The organism is Inquilinus limosus DSM 16000 (assembly GCF_000423185.1).
Classification (GTDB): Bacteria; Pseudomonadota; Alphaproteobacteria; order DSM-16000; family Inquilinaceae; genus Inquilinus; species Inquilinus limosus.
In genome coordinates this window covers 48756-66982 of sequence record NZ_AUHM01000034.1, presented here as the reverse complement: position 1 = coordinate 66982, position 18227 = coordinate 48756, and the positions used below count along the sequence as shown (strand labels likewise).

20 protein-coding genes are annotated in these 18227 nt (G+C 69.8%); 14 read left to right on the top strand and 6 right to left on the bottom strand.

All coding sequences use genetic code 11. The features are described from left to right. Positions 1-115 precede the first annotated feature (115 nt). From G537_RS43895 to G537_RS0124665, 4 genes are read left to right on the top strand one after another with little or no spacing between them, the layout of a single operon-like run. Positions 116-286, top strand: a complete 171-nt coding sequence (locus G537_RS43895) for a hypothetical protein (protein WP_155888754.1) — start codon at positions 116-118, stop codon at positions 284-286. Next, positions 283-1029 carry a metal ABC transporter ATP-binding protein gene (locus G537_RS0124675; protein WP_026872386.1) on the top strand — a complete coding sequence of 249 codons (747 nt, stop codon included), beginning with the start codon at positions 283-285 and terminating at the stop codon, positions 1027-1029. The genes G537_RS43895 and G537_RS0124675 overlap by 4 nt, the downstream gene beginning before the upstream one ends. After that, positions 1026-1901: a metal ABC transporter permease gene (locus G537_RS0124670; RefSeq protein WP_026872385.1), complete on the top strand. Its 876-nt coding sequence runs from the start codon at positions 1026-1028 to the stop codon at positions 1899-1901. Before G537_RS0124675 ends, G537_RS0124670 begins: the two co-directional genes overlap by 4 nt. A 24-nt stretch (positions 1902-1925) precedes the next feature. Beyond that, positions 1926-2873 (top strand): metal ABC transporter substrate-binding protein, encoded by a 948-nt coding sequence (locus G537_RS0124665; RefSeq protein WP_034852890.1) that lies wholly within the window; start codon positions 1926-1928, stop codon positions 2871-2873. 132 nt (positions 2874-3005) lie between these two features. On the opposite strand, the gene G537_RS39700 is transcribed toward G537_RS0124665, so the two are convergent. Both G537_RS39700 and G537_RS0124655 read right to left on the bottom strand, forming a co-directional pair. Further along, positions 3006-4031 (bottom strand): TIGR01620 family protein, encoded by a 1026-nt coding sequence (locus tag G537_RS39700; RefSeq protein WP_051249068.1) that lies wholly within the window; start codon positions 4029-4031, stop codon positions 3006-3008. After that, entirely contained in the window at positions 4028-5416 is a 1389-nt protein-coding gene (locus tag G537_RS0124655; RefSeq protein ID WP_026872383.1) for a YcjX family GTP-binding protein, read from the bottom strand. The genes G537_RS39700 and G537_RS0124655 overlap by 4 nt, the downstream gene beginning before the upstream one ends. Positions 5417-5566: 150 nt before the next feature. On the opposite strand from G537_RS0124655, the gene G537_RS0124650 reads away from it, so the two are divergent. The 7 genes from G537_RS0124650 to G537_RS0124620 all read left to right on the top strand — a co-directional run bounded on the left by G537_RS0124650 (position 5567) and on the right by G537_RS0124620 (position 12037). Continuing rightward, positions 5567-6355, top strand: a complete 789-nt coding sequence (locus tag G537_RS0124650) for a YdcF family protein (protein WP_026872382.1) — start codon at positions 5567-5569, stop codon at positions 6353-6355. A gap of 42 nt (positions 6356-6397) precedes the next feature. Next, on the top strand, positions 6398-7036 hold the full coding sequence (gene bluB, locus G537_RS0124645; protein WP_026872381.1) for a 5,6-dimethylbenzimidazole synthase: 639 nt from the start codon (positions 6398-6400) through the stop codon (positions 7034-7036). A gap of 89 nt (positions 7037-7125) precedes the next feature. Continuing rightward, positions 7126-8178 carry a zinc-dependent alcohol dehydrogenase gene (locus G537_RS0124640; RefSeq protein WP_026872380.1) on the top strand — a complete coding sequence of 351 codons (1053 nt, stop codon included), beginning with the start codon at positions 7126-7128 and terminating at the stop codon, positions 8176-8178. A 25-nt stretch (positions 8179-8203) separates the two neighbouring features. Then, on the top strand, positions 8204-9532 hold the full coding sequence (locus G537_RS0124635; protein ID WP_026872379.1) for an ABC transporter substrate-binding protein: 1329 nt from the start codon (positions 8204-8206) through the stop codon (positions 9530-9532). Positions 9533-9713: 181 nt separating this feature from the next. Continuing rightward, the gene (locus tag G537_RS43890; RefSeq protein WP_026872378.1) at positions 9714-10280 is read left to right on the top strand and encodes an SIS domain-containing protein; all 567 of its coding nucleotides are present in this window, start codon (positions 9714-9716) and stop codon (positions 10278-10280) included. Between the two features lie 6 nt (positions 10281-10286). Next, positions 10287-11174: a carbohydrate ABC transporter permease gene (locus G537_RS43885; protein ID WP_026872377.1), complete on the top strand. Its 888-nt coding sequence runs from the start codon at positions 10287-10289 to the stop codon at positions 11172-11174. Next, entirely contained in the window at positions 11174-12037 is an 864-nt protein-coding gene (locus G537_RS0124620; RefSeq protein WP_051249067.1) for a carbohydrate ABC transporter permease, read from the top strand. Before G537_RS43885 ends, G537_RS0124620 begins: the two co-directional genes overlap by 1 nt. Before the next feature lie 103 nt (positions 12038-12140). Here the strand turns inward: G537_RS0124620 and G537_RS0124615 are convergent, their stop codons facing one another. The 3 genes from G537_RS0124615 to G537_RS44330 form a co-directional block, all read right to left on the bottom strand. Then, positions 12141-12365: a CopG family ribbon-helix-helix protein gene (locus G537_RS0124615; RefSeq protein WP_026872375.1), complete on the bottom strand. Its 225-nt coding sequence runs from the start codon at positions 12363-12365 to the stop codon at positions 12141-12143. Positions 12366-12504: 139 nt separating this feature from the next. Beyond that, entirely contained in the window at positions 12505-13563 is a 1059-nt protein-coding gene (pyrB, locus tag G537_RS39695) for an aspartate carbamoyltransferase (RefSeq protein ID WP_034852888.1), read from the bottom strand. A 62-nt stretch (positions 13564-13625) separates the two neighbouring features. Beyond that, on the bottom strand, positions 13626-14648 hold the full coding sequence (locus tag G537_RS44330; protein ID WP_034852886.1) for a sugar-binding transcriptional regulator: 1023 nt from the start codon (positions 14646-14648) through the stop codon (positions 13626-13628). 258 nt (positions 14649-14906) lie between these two features. Here G537_RS44330 and G537_RS44325 point away from each other — a divergent pair, with 258 nt between their 5' ends. The 3 genes from G537_RS44325 (at position 14907) to G537_RS0124590 (ending at position 17198) form a co-directional block, all read left to right on the top strand. Next, a complete protein-coding gene (locus tag G537_RS44325) occupies positions 14907-15296 on the top strand; it encodes a hypothetical protein (RefSeq protein WP_026872373.1) in 390 nt (129 codons plus the stop codon). 128 nt (positions 15297-15424) lie between these two features. Continuing rightward, on the top strand, positions 15425-16696 hold the full coding sequence (locus G537_RS0124595; RefSeq protein WP_081689014.1) for a methyltransferase domain-containing protein: 1272 nt from the start codon (positions 15425-15427) through the stop codon (positions 16694-16696). Between the two features lie 139 nt (positions 16697-16835). Further along, positions 16836-17198 carry a hypothetical protein gene (locus G537_RS0124590; protein WP_026872371.1) on the top strand — a complete coding sequence of 121 codons (363 nt, stop codon included), beginning with the start codon at positions 16836-16838 and terminating at the stop codon, positions 17196-17198. Positions 17199-17211: 13 nt separating this feature from the next. On the opposite strand, the gene G537_RS0124585 is transcribed toward G537_RS0124590, so the two are convergent. Next, on the bottom strand, positions 17212-18222 hold the full coding sequence (locus G537_RS0124585) for a zinc-binding alcohol dehydrogenase family protein (protein WP_026872370.1): 1011 nt from the start codon (positions 18220-18222) through the stop codon (positions 17212-17214). Positions 18223-18227: the final 5 nt, after the last annotated feature.

Below are 18227 nucleotides of genomic sequence, written 5' to 3'. Positions count from 1 at the left end.
CCGATCGGCCCGGCCGGCGCTTTCCGATATCGCAAAGATGTTATACATTAACGTCAATGGTGCCGCGCCCGCCGGGCGCTAAGGTGCCGGACCATCCCACGCCAATGGCTGACCCATGACCGTGTCGCATCATCACCCCGCCCATGCCGCCCGCCGGGCCGGGGAGATCGGGCCGTCGGCCCTCACCGCACCGGTCGGGGCGCGCCTGCTCGTCGCCCTCGCGCTGATCGCCGTGCTCTGGCTCGCCGTGGCCTGGGCCATGGGCTGGTTCGGGGGCGCGTCGTGACCGCCGGCCGCATCCGTCTCGTCAACCTCACCGCCGGTTATGAGCGGCACCCGGCGGTGCATCACGTCGACGGCAGCTTCGAGCCCGGGACGCTGACCGCCATCGTCGGCCCGAACGGCGCCGGCAAGTCGACCCTGCTCAAGACCATCGCCGGCCTTCTGAAGCCGCTGTCCGGACGTGTCGATCTCGGCGGGCTGCGCCGGCGCGACATCGCCTATCTGCCGCAGCTGGCGGAGATCGACCGCAGCTTCCCCATCTCCGTCGCCGACACCGTGCTGCTCGGCGGCTGGGCCCGGACCGGGATCTTCGGCGGGGCCTCGAAGGAGCTGCGCCGCCGTGCCGCCGAGGCGCTGGAGGCGGTCGGCCTCGGCGGGTTCGAGGCGCGGCCGATCGGAAGCCTCTCCGCCGGCCAGTTCCAGCGCGTGCTGTTCGCCCGGCTGCTGCTGCAGGACGGGCGGGTGATCATGCTCGACGAACCCTTCACCGCGCTCGATGCCAAGACGACGCGCGACCTCGTCGATGTGGTCCGGCGCTGGCATGGCGAGGGCCGGACGGTGATCACCGTGCTGCACGATTTGGACCAGGTGCGCGAGGTCTGCCCGGACACGCTGCTGCTGGCCCGCGATCCGATCGGATGGGGCCGCACCGGCGACGTGCTGTGCGCCGAGAACCTGCTGCGGGCCCGGGCCATGGCCGAGGCCTGGTCCGAGCGCGGCGAAGCCTGCCGGCGGAGCGCGGCGTGACGGCGGTGTGGGATTTCCTGGTCACGCCCTTCCTCGACTACGCCTTCATGCAGCGGGCGCTGGTGGCTTGCCTGGCGCTGTCGCTGGGCTGCGGTCCGGTCGGCGTGCTGCTGGTGCTGCGGCGGATGAGCCTGGTCGGCGATGCCATGTCGCATGCGGTGCTGCCGGGTGCCGCGGTCGGCTTCCTGGTCTCCGGCCTGTCGCTGTGGTCGATGGGACTGGGCGGGCTGATCGCCGGTCTGGCCGTCGCGCTGATGGCCGGTGCGGTCACCCGGGTCACGGCGCTGCGCGAGGACGCCGCCTTCGCCGCCTTTTACCTGATCGCCCTGGCGTCGGGCGTGCTGATCGTCTCGACCCGCGGCAGCAATGTCGATCTGATCCATGTGCTGTTCGGCACCATCCTCGCGGTCGACGATGCGGCGCTGCTGCTGATGGCCGGCATCGCCACGGTGACGCTGATCGCGTTGGCGCTGCTGTACCGGCCGCTGGTGGTCGAATGCTTCGATCCCGGCTACCTCCGCATGGTCGGCGGCGTCGGGGCCCTGGTCCACTTCGCCTTCCTGGTGCTGGTGGTGCTGAACCTGGTCGGCGGCTTCCAGGCGCTGGGCACGCTGATGGTGGTCGGGCTGATGATGCTGCCGGCGGCCGCGGCGCGGTTCTGGAGCCGGTCGCTGTGGTCGCTCTTCGCCTGGGCCGCCGGGATCGCGCTGCTGTCCGGCTATTCCGGCCTGCTCGTCTCCTACCACGGCAGCCTGCCCTCCGGCCCCAGCATCGTGCTGACCGCCGGCGGCTTCTACGTCCTGTCCCTGGTCTTCGGGACGCATGACAGCCTGCGGGCCCGATACCTGCCGACGCCCCATTTCGCGCAGTAGTTCACCCCGTAACGGAGCCATCGCATGAGGATACCGTTTCGCGCCGGCCTGCTCGGCCTGTCCCTTGTCGCCCTGTCTCTGCCGGCCGCGGCGGCGGAGAAGCTGTCGGTCGTGACCAGCATCACCATCCTCGCCGACATGGTGCGGCAGGTGGGCGGCGACGATGTCGAGGTCCGCAGCCTGGTCGGCCCCAATGGCGACGCCCATGTCTACGAACCGACGCCGCAGGACGCCGAGGCCATGGCGAAGGCCGACCTCGTCGTCGTCAGCGGGCTGGAGCTCGAGGGCTGGATGGACCGGCTGGTCGCCGCCTCCGGCACCAAGGCCAAGGTGGTGGTCGCGAGCCAGGGCATCGCAGTCCTGCACGCCGAAGACGAAGGCGCCGAAGGGCATGAAGCCCATGACCACGACGACCACGACCATGAAGGCCATGACCACGGGGGCCTCGACCCGCACGCCTGGAACAGCGCCGCGAACGGCGCGGTCTACGCCGCCAACATCGCCAAGGCGCTGGAGGCCGCGGATCCGGCCCATGCCGCGACGTATCAGGCCAACGGCGCCAAATATGTGGCCGAGCTGAAGGACCTCGACGCCTGGGCCCGGCGCGAGGTGGCGACCATCCCCGAGGGCAAGCGCAAGGTCATCACCAGCCACGATGCCTTCGGCTATCTCGGCGCCGCCTATGGCATCGAGTTCCACGCCCCGGTCGGCTTCTCGACCGAGAGCGAGGCTTCGGCCGGCGACGTCGCCAAGCTGATCGACCAGATCAAGCACGAGCACATCAAGGCGGTGTTCATCGAGAACGCGACCGATCCACGCCTGGTGCAGCAGGTGGCCAAGGCCACGGGCGCCGAGATGGGCGGCGAGCTCTACGCGGAGTCGCTGTCGACCGAGGACGGGCCGGCTTCGACTTACGCCAAGATGTTTCGGTATAACATTTCGACCCTGGTCGCGGGGATGAAGCAGAACTGAGGCTGGCAACCGAAACCACTAACCCGTCATGGCGAGCCCCGAAGGGGCGTGGCCATCCAGCGGCACCGGCCCCCTGGGTCGCCACGGTGCTTCGCACCTCGCGATGACGGGTTAATATCTCGGGCCGTTGCCCTAACCCTTCCCCTTCGGCGCAGCCTCCACCCCGAAGATCGCCTTGGCCAAGCTCATCGCGCCGGGCGGGGTGTCGCGCAGATAGGGCAGGGGGCGGCACACCTTCATCGCGGCGACGCCGATGCGGACGCTGAGGATGCCGTTGATCGCGCCCTCGCCGGCGCGGCGGCCGAAGGCGCGCAAGAGGCCGGCGCCCAGGAAGTCGCCGAGATAGTCGTTGGCGGCCTCGATGCCGCCGGCGATCAGCAGCGTCGTCGCCACCCGCCGGACCAGCGCCAGAGTTGCGAACAGGCCGGGGCGGAAACCCTGGATCTCGGCGATGCGCCGGATCATCCGCAGGTTCAGCGCGCCGGACGCCACCATGTCGACGACGGCGAACGGCGTGACCGTGGTGATCAGCGCGGTGCGCCGTGCGGTGGCGGCGATGGCGGCGCGGCAGGCGGCGTCGATCGGACGTTGGGCGTGCAGCTCCAGGAGACCGATCAACTCCTCCGGGTCGCGCAGCTCGTCGCGCTCGCGCTCGAGGCGAGCCAGCCCGTCGGCCGCCGGCCCGTCGGCGTGCAGGCGGCGGAAGCGGGCGATCACGGCATCGGCCGCGGCGGCGTCGCCGCTCGCCGCCGCCCGGCCCAGGCTGCGGATCTCCTCGACCCGGCCGAGCCGGCGCAACGCCAGCAGCTCCCAGCCGGCCCAGACCAGGATCCCTGCCCCGGCGACCGCCAGCAGCACCAGCGCCGCCGCCTGCAGCGGCCCGCCGCGGCTCATGAGATCGGTGACCAGCCGCTCGACCCACAGGCCGATGCCCAGCCCGATCAGCCCGACCAGCGCGCCGAAGGCGATGCGCAGGGCCACGCTGCCCGGACTGCGGCGGCGACGCAGGCCGGGTTCGACCAGCTCGGGGGCGGCCGGGGCGGGGGCGTCCTCCACCGGCACCGCTTCGGCCTCGTCGAGCGCGAACACGGCCGGCGCCCGGCCCGGCTCGCGCTCCGGCTCCGACGGCTGGTCCAGGATCAGCGGCGGCCGGCTCATGCCAGGTCCTCCCCGAGCAGGAACTGCAGCGCCCCGTCCAGCCGGATATGCGGCCAGGGCTGGCCGTCGGCGCTGAGGTCGGCCGGCGGCAGGAAGCGCTGGGCGCCGAAGCGGCCGCCGCCGCGCGCCTCGCGCAGGCTGCGCGGCAGCGCCCCGGGATAGGCGGCGACCGGCTTGCCGCCCGGCTCGATGATGCCGGCGACGCAGCGCAAGGTCTCGCCCTCATGCTTGACGTCGACCTCGCGGGTGGCACGCAGCGAGGCGATCGCCATCGACCGGGCGGCGGCGCCCTGGAAGGCCGTGCGGCGGACGCTCTGCTGCAGCAGCTCGTCCATCAGCCCGACCAGCGGTTCGTGCCCCTCGCGCGGCAGGTGGTCGGCCTTGGTGGCGGCGAACAGCACCTTGCGGATGCGGGTCTCGAACGGCCACAGCCAATTGATGCCGCCGGTCTTGAAGCAGGTCAGGATGTCGTCCATCGCGCGGCCCAGATCCTGCAGGCTTTCCGGCCCGGCGGCGAGATGGGCCAAGAGGTCGACCAGCACGATCTGGCGGTCCAGCCGGCTGAAATGGTCGCTGAAGAAGGGGCGCACGACCTTGGCCTTGTAGGCTTCGAACCGCTCCTCCATCAGCCGCCACAGCGATCCGCGCGGCGTCTCGCGCGGCCGCGGCAGCGGGCAGAAGGTGAGGGCGGGGGACCCCTCCAGGTCGCCCGGCAGCAGGAAGCGCCCGGGCTGCAGCCGGCTCAGGGGAATCGCATGGGTGCGGCAGCCGCGCAGATAGTCGGTGTAGAGCCGCGCCGCCTCGATCGCATCGGTCTCCTTCGCCGGGCCGGCCGGGTCGAGCTTGGCGATCGAGTCGCGCCACGCCTGTGACAGCGCCGACCGCACCCCGGTGCCGGAGAGGGCCAGCGCCTCCTCCGCCCAGGCCGCGTAGTCGCGCTGCAGCAGCGGCAGGTCGATCAGCCATTCGCCCGGATAGTCGAAGATGTCGAGATGCAGCACTTGGTCGCCCAGCAGGCTGCGCAGCCCGCCCTTCGGGGCGAAGCGCAGCGACAGGCGCAGCTCCGCCACATTGCGGGTGCTGGCCGGCCAGTCCGGCCAATTCTGGAGTCCACTTCCGCCGGCGCCGGTCAGCCGGGCCACCGCCTCCTCATAGGGGAAGCGCGGCAGCTCGAGATGCGGCTGCGGCCGCAGCACCGCGGCGCGCAGCCGCTCCTCGGCCACGGCGTCGAGCAGCCCGAAGCGCCGCGGATCGGTCAGCCCATGCACCAGGGCGGCGATGAACACGGATTTGCCGGAGCGGCTCAGCCCGGTGACGCCGAGACGGATGCGACGGTCGAACAGCTCGCCGGCCCGATCGAGAAGGTCGGTGGGGAACAGCTCCATGAGCGGGCGGCGGTCTCCGGTGGCCGTGGGATGAACAGCCTAGCCCATGTGCGGGCGCGGCGTCCCCGCTTCAAGCCGCGCCGGTCCGGGCGGTTGCATCTTCCGCCGCGATCCGCCATTCCTCGGAGGCGAGGGCCGGGTGGGGGACCAGTGTTCTTTTTCCTGTCGAAGCTGATCTGGTTCTTCATCCAGCCGCTGGGCCTCGTGCTGCTGGCGCTGCTGCTGGCCACGGCCGGCTTCCTCTATCGCTCTCGGCGTCTGGCCCGGCGGCTGGTGATCGCGCTGACCCTGGCCTTCGCCGCCGTCTGCCTGCTGCCGGTCGGCGACCTGATGATCCTGCCGCTGGAGAATCGCTTCGCGAAGCCGCACGAGCTTCCGGCCACGGTGGACGGGGTCATCGTCCTCGGCGGGGCCGAGCTGACCGTGCTGTCCGGCGCGCGGGGCGAGCCGATGCTGAACGGCAATGCCGAACGGCTGTTCGCCGGACTCGACCTGGCTCGCCGCTTCCCCGAGGCGCAGGTCGTGTTCTCCGGCGGGCTGGGTGATTCGTGGAACGGCGTCCCGGCGCAGTCGGACATCTTCCGCGACGTCATGCGGATGGCCGGGCTGCCGGAGGAGCGGCTGGTGCTCGAAGGCCAGGCCCGCAACACCGATGAGAACGTGCTGCTGCTGAAGCAACTGGTGCAGCCCCAGGCCGGGCAGCACTGGGTGCTGGTCACCAGCGCCTACCACATGCCGCGGGCGATGGGCCTGTTCGCCAAGGCGGGATGGGCCGTGGTGCCGTGGCCGGTCGACTATCGCGGCCTGCCGCCGGCTCTCTTGCCCCGGTCCGAGCTGGGGGAGCAGGTCGACGTGCTGAGCACCGCCCTGCACGAATGGATCGGGCTTCTCGCCTACTGGGCGACGGGCCGCATCGACACGCTGTTCCCCGGACCGTGACCGGCCGGCTATAGCTGGGCCACCGCTGCCCGGAGGACTGCTGTGGCCGCCCCCGACTTCCCGCCCGAGTTCCGCGACCGCTTCACCGAGCTGCTGCGCTGGCGCCGCGACGTGCGCCGCTTCCGCCGCGCCCCGCTGCCGCCCGGGCTGCTCGACCGCCTGCTCGACTTGGCCTGCCTGGCGCCCTCGGTCGGCAACAGCCAGCCCTGGCGCTTCGTCCTGGTCGAGGACAAGGCGCGGCGGGCCGCGGTGCGGACGGTGTTCGCCCGCTGCAACGACGCCGCGGCGGCCGGCTACGGGGGCGAGCAGGCGGCCCACTACCGCCGTCTCAAGCTGGCCGGGCTGGAGGAGGCGCCGGTGCAATTGGCCGTGTTCTGCGACCGCTCGACCGGGCAGGGGCACGGGCTCGGACGGCAGACCATGCCGGAGACGCTGGACCATTCTGCGGTGACCGCGATCCACACGCTGTGGCTGGCCGCCCGGATCGAGGGCGTCGGGCTCGGCTGGGTCTCGATCCTCGACCCGCAGGCTGTGGCCGCGCTGCTGGAGGTGCCGCCGGACTGGCACCTGATCGGCTATCTCTGCCTCGGCTATCCGGAAACGGAGGAGGCAGCGCCGGAGCTGGAGCGGGAAGGCTGGCAGTCGCGCCTCGGCGCCTGCCGCGTGGTGCTGAGGCGGTAGCGGCCCCGGCTTGACTCTCGCGCGACTGCTGGACGATTGTATCGGTCGAGATACAAAAGTTCCCCAACGGTGCGGGAGGAGAGTTCAGCGTGCAGGCCGCTTTTCTGCATGGGATCCGGGACATCCGGCTCGGCGATCTCGAATCGCCGCTGCGGGAGCCGGGCGACGTGCTGCTGACGGTCAGCGCGGTGGGCCTCTGCGGCAGCGATCTGCACTACTATCTGGAGGGCGGGATCGGGGCCGCGCAGGTGCGCCGGCCTTTCGTCCCGGGCCACGAGTTCGCCGCCCGTCTGGCGGAGGACCGGCCGGATCTCGGCCTCGCTGCCGGCCAGCTCGTCGCGGTCGATCCGGCCAGGCCCTGCGGCCACTGTGAATGGTGCCGTCGCGGCCACCACAATCTCTGCCCCGACACCGTCTTCGCCGGCGCGCCGCCGCAGAACGGCGCCCTGACCGAGCAGATCACCGCGCGACCCGACCAGATCTTCGCGGTGCCGGAGCGCTTCACCCCGACCCAGACGGTGATGCTGGAGCCGCTGGGCGTCTGCATCCATGCGATCGACCTGGCCAAGCCGCGCCTGCTGGAGACCGTGGCGCTGCTCGGCTGCGGCCCGATCGGCCTGGGCGTTCTTCAGCTGCTGAAGCTGTCCGGCGTCGGCAGGATCTGGGCGATCGACCCGCTCGACTACCGCGCCGCGCTGGCCGGGCGGCTGGGCGCGGATGCGACGGCGCCCTCCTACCAGGCCGTGCTGGACGACACCGACGGTCGCGGCGCCGATCTGGTGATCGAGGCCACCAACGCGCCGGAGGGCTTCCAGCATGCGGCGGAAGCGGCGGCGATCGGCGGACGCGTCGTGCTGGTCGGCATCCCGGAGGGCGACCGCTACACGGTCGAGGCTTCGCTGATCCGCCGCAAGGGGCTGAAGATCAAGACCTCGCGCCGCATGGGCAGTGTCTATCCGCGGGCGATCGCCCTGGTCGCCGGCGGACGCGTCGATGTCGACGCGCTGGTCAGCCATCATTTCGATCTCGACCAGACGGCGGAGGCGTTCGCCATGCAGGCGGACTATCGCGATCACGCGATGAAGAGCATCGTCCATCCGAATGGGCGGGAGAACCGCCCGGCCGGCACGGGCCGGGCATGACGTGTCAGAAAGGGAGGTCAACCCAATGAAGAAGCTTCTGTTTTCCGGCGCTGCGATCGCCGCGCTGCTGACCGCGGGCCAAGCCATGGCCTGGAGCCTGAAGGAGGCGGCGGAGCCGTACAAGGGCACCACGATCAAGGCGATCTTCCTCGACCGCCCGGGCTATCGCGCCGCGATCCAGCTGCTGCCGCAGTTCGAGCAGGAGACCGGGATCAAGGTCGAATACGAGATCCTGCCCTATGAGAACAGCCGCGAGCGCGAAGTGCTTGATTTCACGGCCGGCGGCGAGATCGACGTGGTCCTGACCGACGTCGTCTGGATCGGCGAATACGCCGACAGCGGCTGGCTGGTGCCGCTCAAGACCTTCACCGAGGACCCGGCCCTGGCTGATCCGAACCTCAACCTGAAGGGCTTCTTCCCGATCCTGCTGGAGAGCTTCGGCACCTGGAACAAGGAGCTCTACGGCCTGCCCTTCGACAACTATTCGGGGCTGCTGTTCTACAACAAGTGCATGCTGAAGGATGCTGGCTTCGACAAGCCGCCGGCGACCTGGGACGAGCTGCTCAACACTTACGGGCCGAAGCTCACCCAGAACGGCAAGTATGCCTACGCCCTGCAGTCGCGCCGCGGCGAAACCCAGTCGGCCGACAGCTTCATGCGCGTGCTGTGGCCCTTCGGCGGCTCGCTGCTGAACGCCGACTTCAAGTCCAACCTCACCTCCGAAGCGTCGCAGAAAGGGCTGAAGTTCCGGCAGGAGCTGATGAAGTACATGCCGCCGGGCATCGTCGACTACGACCATGCCGAGGCGGTGAACGCGCTGGCCCAGGGCCAGGTGGCGATGATCACCGAATGGTCGTCCTTCTATTCGACGCTGGTCGACCCAGCGACCTCGAAGCTGGGCGACTGCCTCGGCGTGGCGACCGAGCCGAAGGGCGAGGCCGGACTGAAGCCGGCGCTCGGCGGCTTCTCGCTCGGCGTCGCCTCGCAGTCCAGCGAGGCGGAGCAGAAGGCGTCCTGGCTGTTCATCCAGTGGGTGACCTCCGAGGCGATGGCCAAGCCCTATGTCGAGGCCGGCGGCGTCTCCGGCCGTACCGCGGTCTATGACGACCCGGCGATCAAAGCGAAATATGCCTTCGTCGAGCCGACCGTGGCGTCCTGGCAGGGCGGCGTGCCGTCCTTCCGGCCCCGCTTCCCGGAGTGGCCGGCGATCTCCGAGATCGTCGCCGAGTTCGGCACCAAGATGATGCTGGGCGAGGAGACCACCGAATCCGGTGCCCAGAAGATTGGCGAGCGCATGGAGGCGGTGCTGCAGAAGGCCGGCTACTATGACGGCAAGAAGGAGAAGCTGCAGTAAGCTCTTAGCCCGAAAGGCCGGAGCCACCCCTCACCCGAAATCGCCAAGGCGATTTCGACCTCTCCCCGAGGAGAGGTGAATGATTCCTCTCCTCGGGAGAGGGAGGGGCCCGCGGCGAAGCCGTGGGAGGTTGAGGGGGCAGGCACCGGCCCATCCGTTCGTCGATTTTGGAGACCATCCCATGCCCGACAGCCTGGGCGCCCTGGCGGAAGGGGCGCTGGACGAGATCCGCGGCGTGTTCCGCCGGCTCGCCCCCGGCGCCCTCGACCCGGTGCTCGACGCCCTGGCCGGCGCTCGCCGCATCGTCTGCCACGGCGTCGGGCGCGAGGGGCTGATGATGCGGGCGCTGGCGATGCGCCTCTATCATCTCGGCCTCGACGCCCATGTCGTCGGCGACATGTCGGCGCCGCCGGTCGGGCCGGGCGATCTGCTGGCCGTCAGCGCCGGGCCGGGCGGCTTCTCCACCGTCGACGGGCTGCTGCGCGTTGCCCGCGACGCCGGGGCGCGAACCCTCCTGTTCACCGCCCAGCCGAAAGGCAGCGCCGCGACCCTGGCCGACACCGTTTTCGTGCTGCCGGCCCAGACCATGGCGAACGACACCGGCGCGGCTGCGACCTCCGTGCTGCCGATGGGCAGCCTGTACGAGGGCGCGCAATTCCTGCTGTTCGAGCTGGTCGTGCTGGCGCTGCGCGACCGGCTCGGCGTCGCGCCCGAGGCGATGCGGGCGCGGCACACCAATCTCGAGTAGACCCGCATGGCGCACCGTCTCGAAAGCCGCTGGACCCCGGTCTGGTTCCTCGCCCCGGCCGTGATCGCCCTGTTCGCGATCGGCATCTTCCCGACGCTCTACGCGCTGTGGAACTCGCTGCACCAGGTGATCCTGCCGAAGATCCCGCGCGAGGGAACGCCCTTCGTCGGCCTCGGCAACTATCTCGCGGTGCTGGCCGACCCGACCTTCTGGGACGCGCTCGGCCGGACCCTGCTGTTCCTGGCCGTCGTGCTGCCGGCGGAGCTGCTGCTCGGCCTCGCCATCGCCCTGCTGCTGCACAAGCCCGGGCTGCCGCTGCTGAAGACCCTGGCGCGCCTCAGCCTCGTCATCCCGATGGCCACGACCTACGCCGTGGTCGGGCTGATCGGCCGGCTGATCTTCAACCGCGATTTCGGCGTGGTGAACTGGTTCCTCGGCCTCGTCGGGATCGGCCCGGTCGAATGGCTGGGCGATCCGACCTACGCCTTCGTCTCGATCGCACTGATGGACATCTGGCAGTGGACGCCGTTCTGCGCCCTGGTGCTGCTGGCCGGCCTGACCATGGTGCCGCCGGAGATCGAGGAGGCGGCGCGGCTGGAGACCAAGCGGTTCCGGCACATCCTGTGCCATGTCCAGCTGCCGTTCCTGATGCCGGGCATCACCGCCATCCTGATCCTGCGCACGGCCGACACGCTGAAGCTGTTCGACATGATCTTCACCCTGACCCGCGGCGGCCCGGGCGCGGCGACCGAGCTGATCTCGATCACCATCCAGCGCATCGGCTTCCGGGTCTTCGACCAGGGCGTCGCCTCGGCCCAGGCGATCCTGCTGCTGGTCCTCACCATCGTGCTGTCGCGGATGTATATCCGCCTGGTCTATCGGGAGGTCGAGTGATGGCCGCGTCGGTGACGGCGGAGCGGGTGGAGATTCGGCCGGCAGGCGCGCGCGTCCGGGTCTCGCCCTGGCACGCGATCGCGCTGATCGCGATCGCGGTGGCCTGCGTCTTCCCCTTCTACTGGATGGTGACGACCAGCCTGAAGGACCAGGCGGTGGCGCTGGCCTCGCCGCCGGTGTGGCTGTTCGAGCCGACGCTGGACCACTATCGCACGGTGCTGGGCCCGAAGGACGTCGGCCCCAGCCTGCTCAACTCGATCATCGTCGCGGTCTCGACCACGGCGCTGGCGATCCTGCTGGGCACTCCGGCCGCCTACGCCCTGGCGCGCTTCGAGTTCCGCGGCAAGTCGGATCTGTGGTTCTGGTTCATCACCAACCGCATGGTCAGCCCGATCGTGCTGGCCCTGCCCATCTTCCTGCTCGCGCGCAGCCTGAACCTGATCGACACCCATCTGGTGCTGATCCTGCTCTATCTCACCTTCAACCTGCCGATCGTGGTCTGGATCTGCGCCGACCAGTTCCGCGGCATCCCGCGCGACCTGGACGACGCGGCGCGGATCGACGGCGCCTCGCGCTTCGCCACCTTCTGGCGCATCGCCCTGCCGCTGGCGGCGCCGGGCGTCGCCGTCTCGGCGATCTTCTCCTTCATCTTTTCCTGGAACGAGCTGCTCTATGCCCTGGTGCTGACGCGCAGTGCCAGCCGCACCGCGCCGGTCGCCGCGACCAGCTTCATGAGCGGCTACGACCTGCCCTGGGGCGAGATCATGGCCACCGGCACGCTGATCGTGCTGCCGGTCATCGTCTTCGCCCTGATCGTCTCGCGCCAGCTGGTGCGCGGCCTGACCATGGGCGCGGTGAAGTAGGGGAGCGGCTGCGTAGGTTGGGTTCGCGCCCGCGAACCCAACATTCACCAAGCACCGATCGGCCGGATGTTGGGTTCGCAATGCGAACCCAACCTACGCGGCACTACTGCCATTCGTCCCGAAGCCGCGTTTGATGCTCCGATCCGTCGACGGCAAGCCCATGCCGCTGCCACAGGCCGAAGGCATCGTCCTGGGCCCTTTGCCGGCGGGCTGCGAGGTAGCTGGCGATCGCGTCACGGATGATCGCTGCTCGGGAGGTGCCTTCCCGGGCGCAAATCTCAGCGAGTTCCCGAAGCTGCCCGTCAGGGATATCGATCGCGATGCGCATGTGAGTTGCTGGACTGGGGAGCCAGCCTCAAATTCTCCCCCAATCGTCATTCCCGCGAAAGCGGGAATCTCTGTCCGAAAGATCTGCGAGAGATCCCCGCTTCCGCGGGGATGACGTTCGAATCGAACGAAGAGGGCGTCTACGTCCCGGCCTTCCCCGGCCGGTAGAACTCGGCGTCGTCCGGGCCGATCCGCTCGGGCCGCCACCAGCGCGCCGGCTGGAAGGTCTTCTCGATGCCGTCGGCGACGTCCAGGGTCAGGGCGAACAGCGCCATGCGCACCGGCACGCCGTTGTCGGTCTGGCGGAAGATCGCCAGGCGCGGATCGGTGTTCAGGTCCTGCGCCAGGTCGTTGGCGCCCGGCCGGCTGTCGCGCGGCAGCGGGTGCATCACCACCGTGTGCGGCGCGCCGTAGCTGTCGAGGATGCCGAGGCTGATCTGGAAATCCGGCGCGTAGTCGGCCGAGATCTCGCCCTCGGCGAAACGCTCCTTCTGCACCCGCGTGGCGTAGATCAGGTCGGCCTTGGCGACGCCGCGGGGCACCTCGTCATGCTCCTCCACCATGTGGCCCCGGCTGCGGGCGTGCTCCACCAGCTCGGCCGGCATGCGCAGCGGCTCGGGCGAGACCAGGCTGAGGGTCAGGCCCTTGTAGAGCGACAGGATGTGGATCAGCGAATGGACCGTGCGGCCATACTTGAGGTCGCCGACCAGGGCGATGCGGGCGCCGTCGACCGGCCGGCCGATGCGCGCGAACTCCTTCTCGATGGTGTAGATGTCGAGCAGCGCCTGGGTCGGGTGCTCGCCGGCGCCGTTGCCGCCGTTGATCACCGGGATGTGGGTGGCGGCGGCGAATTCATGGATCGCCCGCTCCTCCGGGTGGCGCATCACCACCGCGTCGACATAGCCCGAGACCACGCGGGCGGTGTCGTAGATCGACTCGCCCTTGGCGATCGAGGAGAAGGTGAAGCCGGTGGTGTTGACCACGGCGCCGCCCAGGCGCTGGAACGCCGCCTCGAAGCTCAGCCGGGTGCGGGTCGAGGCCTCGAAGAACAGGCTGCCCAGCACCGCCCCCTCCAGCACCCGGGTGGTGGCGCGGCCCTGGGCGACCGGGGCCAGGAGGTCGGCAACGCGGAACACCGCGGCGAGCGAGTCGAGGGTCAGCTCGCGCGTCGAGAGGAAGTGCCTGCCTTGGAAGTCCATGGTGTCAGCCCGCATTCCGGAGAGGGGCGGCGCGGTCGGCGCCGATGCGGAGCCGAGTCATCTCAGCCTTCGCGATCTTCCGCAAGCCGTTCCGCCAGCTTCTCGTCGGTGATCAGGACGTTGACGCAGCGGCGGCGCAGCGCGGCGCGGATGATCTCGAACTTGTAGCTGCCGCCGGAGGCCAGGACCACGGTCGGGATCCGGGCCAGGTCCTCCAGCGACAGTGCCACCATGCGCCGGTTCAGCGGATGGTCGACCGGGCGGCCCTCCGCGTCCAGCCAGTTGCCGAGGATGTCGCCGACAGCGCCAGCCGCGCGCAGCGCCGCGACCTCGCGGTCGACGACGCCGAGCGCCAGCATGAGGTTCTGGTCGGAGACGTTGCCGACGCTGATCAGCGCCAGATCGGCCGATTTCGCCTTGTCGTAGATCTCGCGCAGCACGCCGCGGGCCAGGAGGCCCTCGCGCTGGGCCTCGTCATCGGCGTAGACTGGGGCGGCGAGGTAGAAGCGCTCGGCGTCGTGCAGGTCGGCGAAGCGCGAGACGATCTCGAAGGTGTTCTCGCCCGAGCCACGCGTCATGCTGCCGATCAGCGAAACCACCGACAGGTCGGTCATCCGCCGCCGCCGCATCGACTGCAGGCCGAGGCGCAGGGTCAGGCCCCAGCCGATGCCGACAAGCATGCCGTCATGCACGGCATTCTCGACATAGGATCCGAGAGCCACGCCGATGGCGGTGCGGATCTTGTCCTCGTCGCGCGGCGTCGGCACCACCACGGCGTCGCGCAGCCCGTAGCGGCGGATCAGCGCCCGCTCCAGCGCCACGCAGGAGGCGAGGGGGGACTGGATGCGGATCTGGATCACGCCGGTCTCGCGGCAGATCTGCAGGATCCGGTTGACCCGGAGGCGGGTCAGCCCCAGCCGTTCGGCGATCTCGGCCTGGGTCAGGCCCTCGACGAAATAGGCCCAGGCGATGCGGATCTGCTGCTGCTGCTCGGGGTCGACCGGGGTGTCGGCCGAATCCCGTTCCGGCACGCGTGGCGCCGGACGGGTCTTCACGGTCTCCAGGCGGCGGCGCGTCTCGCTCATGCGGTGTCCGGTCGGGCGTTTCTCCGCCGCCATGGTGCGGGCACGGGCGTCTCGCTGCAAGCGGTCCCGCAGCCGGAAGCGGAACGGGCCGCGTCGGCGTTTCCCGACGCGGCCCGCTGCCTTTCGATGAAGGGACAATAGCAAGTCCCGCCGCGGCCGACCAGCCGAGAAGCGGCAGGCCAGATCGGCTCGGCGCGGGCTTGCAGATGCCGCCGTCCCCGCCATGTCTGGGGGCGTGAGGCGGCAGGGAGAGACGGCATGCGCAAGGGCGATCTGACGCGGCTGATCCGGATCCTGGGGATGCTCGGTTCCGACCATGTCGGGGAACGCGCGGCCGCGGCCCTGGCGGCGGACAAGCTCGTGCGCGGCGGCGGCTGGAGCTGGTCGGACCTGCTGGCGCCGTCCCGGCCATCGCGGCCGGCCCGGACGGAATGGGGCGACCCGCTCACCGACCGCCTCGCCGCCGCGGAGTCGCGGATGCGGCAGCTGCGCAGCGAGAACGCCCGGCTGCAGGAGGAGGTCAAGCGGCTGAAGCGGCGGCTCGATCTGCGGAGCCGGCCGTTCCGTCCCGCCGAGGCGGCATCGCCGCCGGCATCGGGGGCTCGGACGGCCCATCCGGGGTCGTGTGAGTCAAACGATTCGAAGTGAAATATAAAATTCAAATAAACGTTCATCTTCATAAATAAACGAGAATCATTCGGCCCGAAAGGAACATAAGGCGCTTTGAATCGCTAAAATAGGGCTGTCATTCCAGAAGCGTGGGAGGGCGCGGACAGATGGCTTCTACCCATTGTATTCCCGATACTCGAATCGACAATCTGCAGAAGGTCAGCGATATCTATGATTGGTTCGATCCCGCCGTGGATCATATAGTGCGCCAGCATCTCAAGGTGGTGCCGGGCACGTCGCGCCGAACCTGGGAATTCGCGATGATCTTCCTGGCCCTGCATCGGGCCGGAAAGCTGCACGGCACTGCGCGGGGGCTGGCCCTCGGCGCCGGCACCGAGCGTCTGATCTTCGCCATCGCGGATCAGGTCGAGCACGTCGTGGTCACCGATCTGTACCAGACCGACAGCCGCTGGGTCGGGGTGCGGACCGACAATCCGCAGGACCTGGTGATGGCTCATGCGCCCTGGCCGGTCCCGGACGGGCGGATCCGGGCGATGCGGATGGACATGCGGCAGATCGAGCTCCCTGACGACAGCTTCGACTTCGCCTGGTCGACCGGCTCCTTCGAGCATATCGGCGAGGACGAGGACTTCATCCGCCACCTGAACGAGGTGCACCGCGTGCTGAAGCCCGGCGGCGTCTACGCCTTCACCACGGTTGTGTCCTACGGCAGCGAAAGCCACCGTATTCCCAACAACTACTATTTCCACCCGGAGCATTTCGCCGACCTGCTGCACGCCTCCAATCTGCGGCCGGAGCCGGTGTTCGACTGCGCCGTCCGCGAGCATCACTTCAACAAGCCGAGCCTGGAGACGCTCGAGGATTTCGGCTGCGCCGCCGCCGATGCGCAGCTGCACGCCGTGGTCGCCTGGCGGCGCGGCACGATCAACGTCGCCAACCTGGCGGTGCTGCGGAAGGACGACGCCCTGCCCAAGGTCCGGCCGGAGGTGCGGGGATTCGCCGAGACCAAGGCCCGGCTGTGGCGAGAGGCCGACATGCTGACCCGCCGCCTGTGGACCGATTGGCAGGAGCTGAAGCCGCATCGCAGCGGGACCGGCTACGTCACCGGCCCGCAGTATTTCGGCAGCGGGACGGTGGAGGTCGAGGTCGATGCGATCGACCGCAACGGCTCCGCGATCGAGGTGGAGGTGCTGGTGCGCCGTCCGGCCCCGCCGCTCGGCCGGCGGGTCATGGCGACGCTGCAGCACGATCCCGGCGACGCACCGCTGACCTTCCAGGCCAGGGCGGACCATCTCTACGCGCTGCGGGTCGCGCGGAAGGACGGCGGCGATGCCGGCTCCGTCCGGCTGCGCCTGCGCCGAGCGAGGAGGAGCGGTGCGCAGCTCAAACCGGTCGCGGCGACCGCCACGGCGGCCTGATCGTCGCTTCTCGGCATTCGATGCGGGCAGAATGGTTGTCTCGGAATCACTCGCCCGCATCGAGGTTCACGAACAATTCACGGTTGCTGCCGATGATGACGTCTGCCGGGGGTGAGCCGGATCAGCCGAGGGCAGTCGCATGTTCGGGGGAATATCCAGCTATTACGATCTGTTTTCAGCTTCGCTGGCGGGGCGGTATTTGCGGAAGCTCGATGACGTCCTGGATCACTGGGAGGCGCATTTCCTGCGCCGTGGGTATGAATTCCTGCAACGCGGGATTCCGGAAGGCGCAATTTCGGCGCTGAACTATCTCGAGCTGCCGCCCGAGCGCCGGGCGGCAGCCTTCGCCGGCCCCATGCCGGTCACGCCGATCACCGATCGCGAGGCACGGGGGATGCGTTACGGGCTCGAGCGCCTTCTCGCCGCGGAGGAGGCGCGGGTGGCGTTTCCGGCACCGCCCGCGGCCGCGCCCGGCGGCGAGAAGCTGGTTCGGTTCGCCTAGAGACCTCGCCGGATCAGACTTCGACCAGCGCCTTGATCACGCCGGTCTCGGGGCGGCTCCATCCCGGCACCAGGTCCGGCACCTCGGCCAGGGGCCCGCGATGGCTGGCCAGGGCCGCTGTCGGCACATGCCCGGACCGCATCGCCACCAGGACGGTCTCGAAATCCTCGCGCGTGGCGTTGCGGCTGGCCAGCAGGGTGGTCTCGCGCTTGTGGAACTCGGGGTCGGAGAAGCCGATCTCGCCGAGGACGATGCTCAGCAGCACATAGGCGCCGGCATGGGCGACATAGGAGAAGCCCTTGCGCATCGCCGCCGGGCTGCCCGTGGCGTCGACCACCAGATCGAAGAACTCGCCGTCCGTCGCCTGCTTCAGCCGATCGTCGATATCGCCGCCGCCCTCGAACACGGCATCGGCCTTCAGGACGTCGCGGCTGAAGGCCAGGCGCCCGGGATTCAGGTCCAACACGCTGACATGGGCGCCGCGCAGCTTGGCGAAGATGGTCGCGGCGATGCCGATGGGGCCGGCGCCGACCACCAGCACCCGGTCGCCGGCACCCGGCGCGCCGCGGCGGATGCCATGGGCGCCGATCGCCAGGAACTCGACCATCGCCGCCTGGTCCAGGCTCAGCCCCTCGGCCGGGACGACATTCTCCTCCGGCACCGACAGCCATTCGCACAAGCCCCCGTCGCGGTGCACGCCCAGCACCGACAGGCTCCGGCAGCAATTGGTGCGGCCGCGCCGGCAGGCGCCGCAGGTGCCGCAATGCAGATAGGGCTGGATGGCCACCGCCTGGCCGGGGCGGAGGGCGCTGCCGGCATCGGCTTCCACCACCTCGCCGCCGAGCTCGTGGCCGATGACGCGCGGGTATTCGAAGTAGGGCTGGTTGCCCTTGTAGATGTGGTAGTCGGTGCCGCAGACGCCGACCCGGCGGATCCGCACCAGCACCTCGCCCGGGCGCCGCTGCGGCTCCGGCCGGTCGATCAGGCGCAGGGTCTCGGGCTTCTCGCAGAGGATCGCTTTCATCGTGG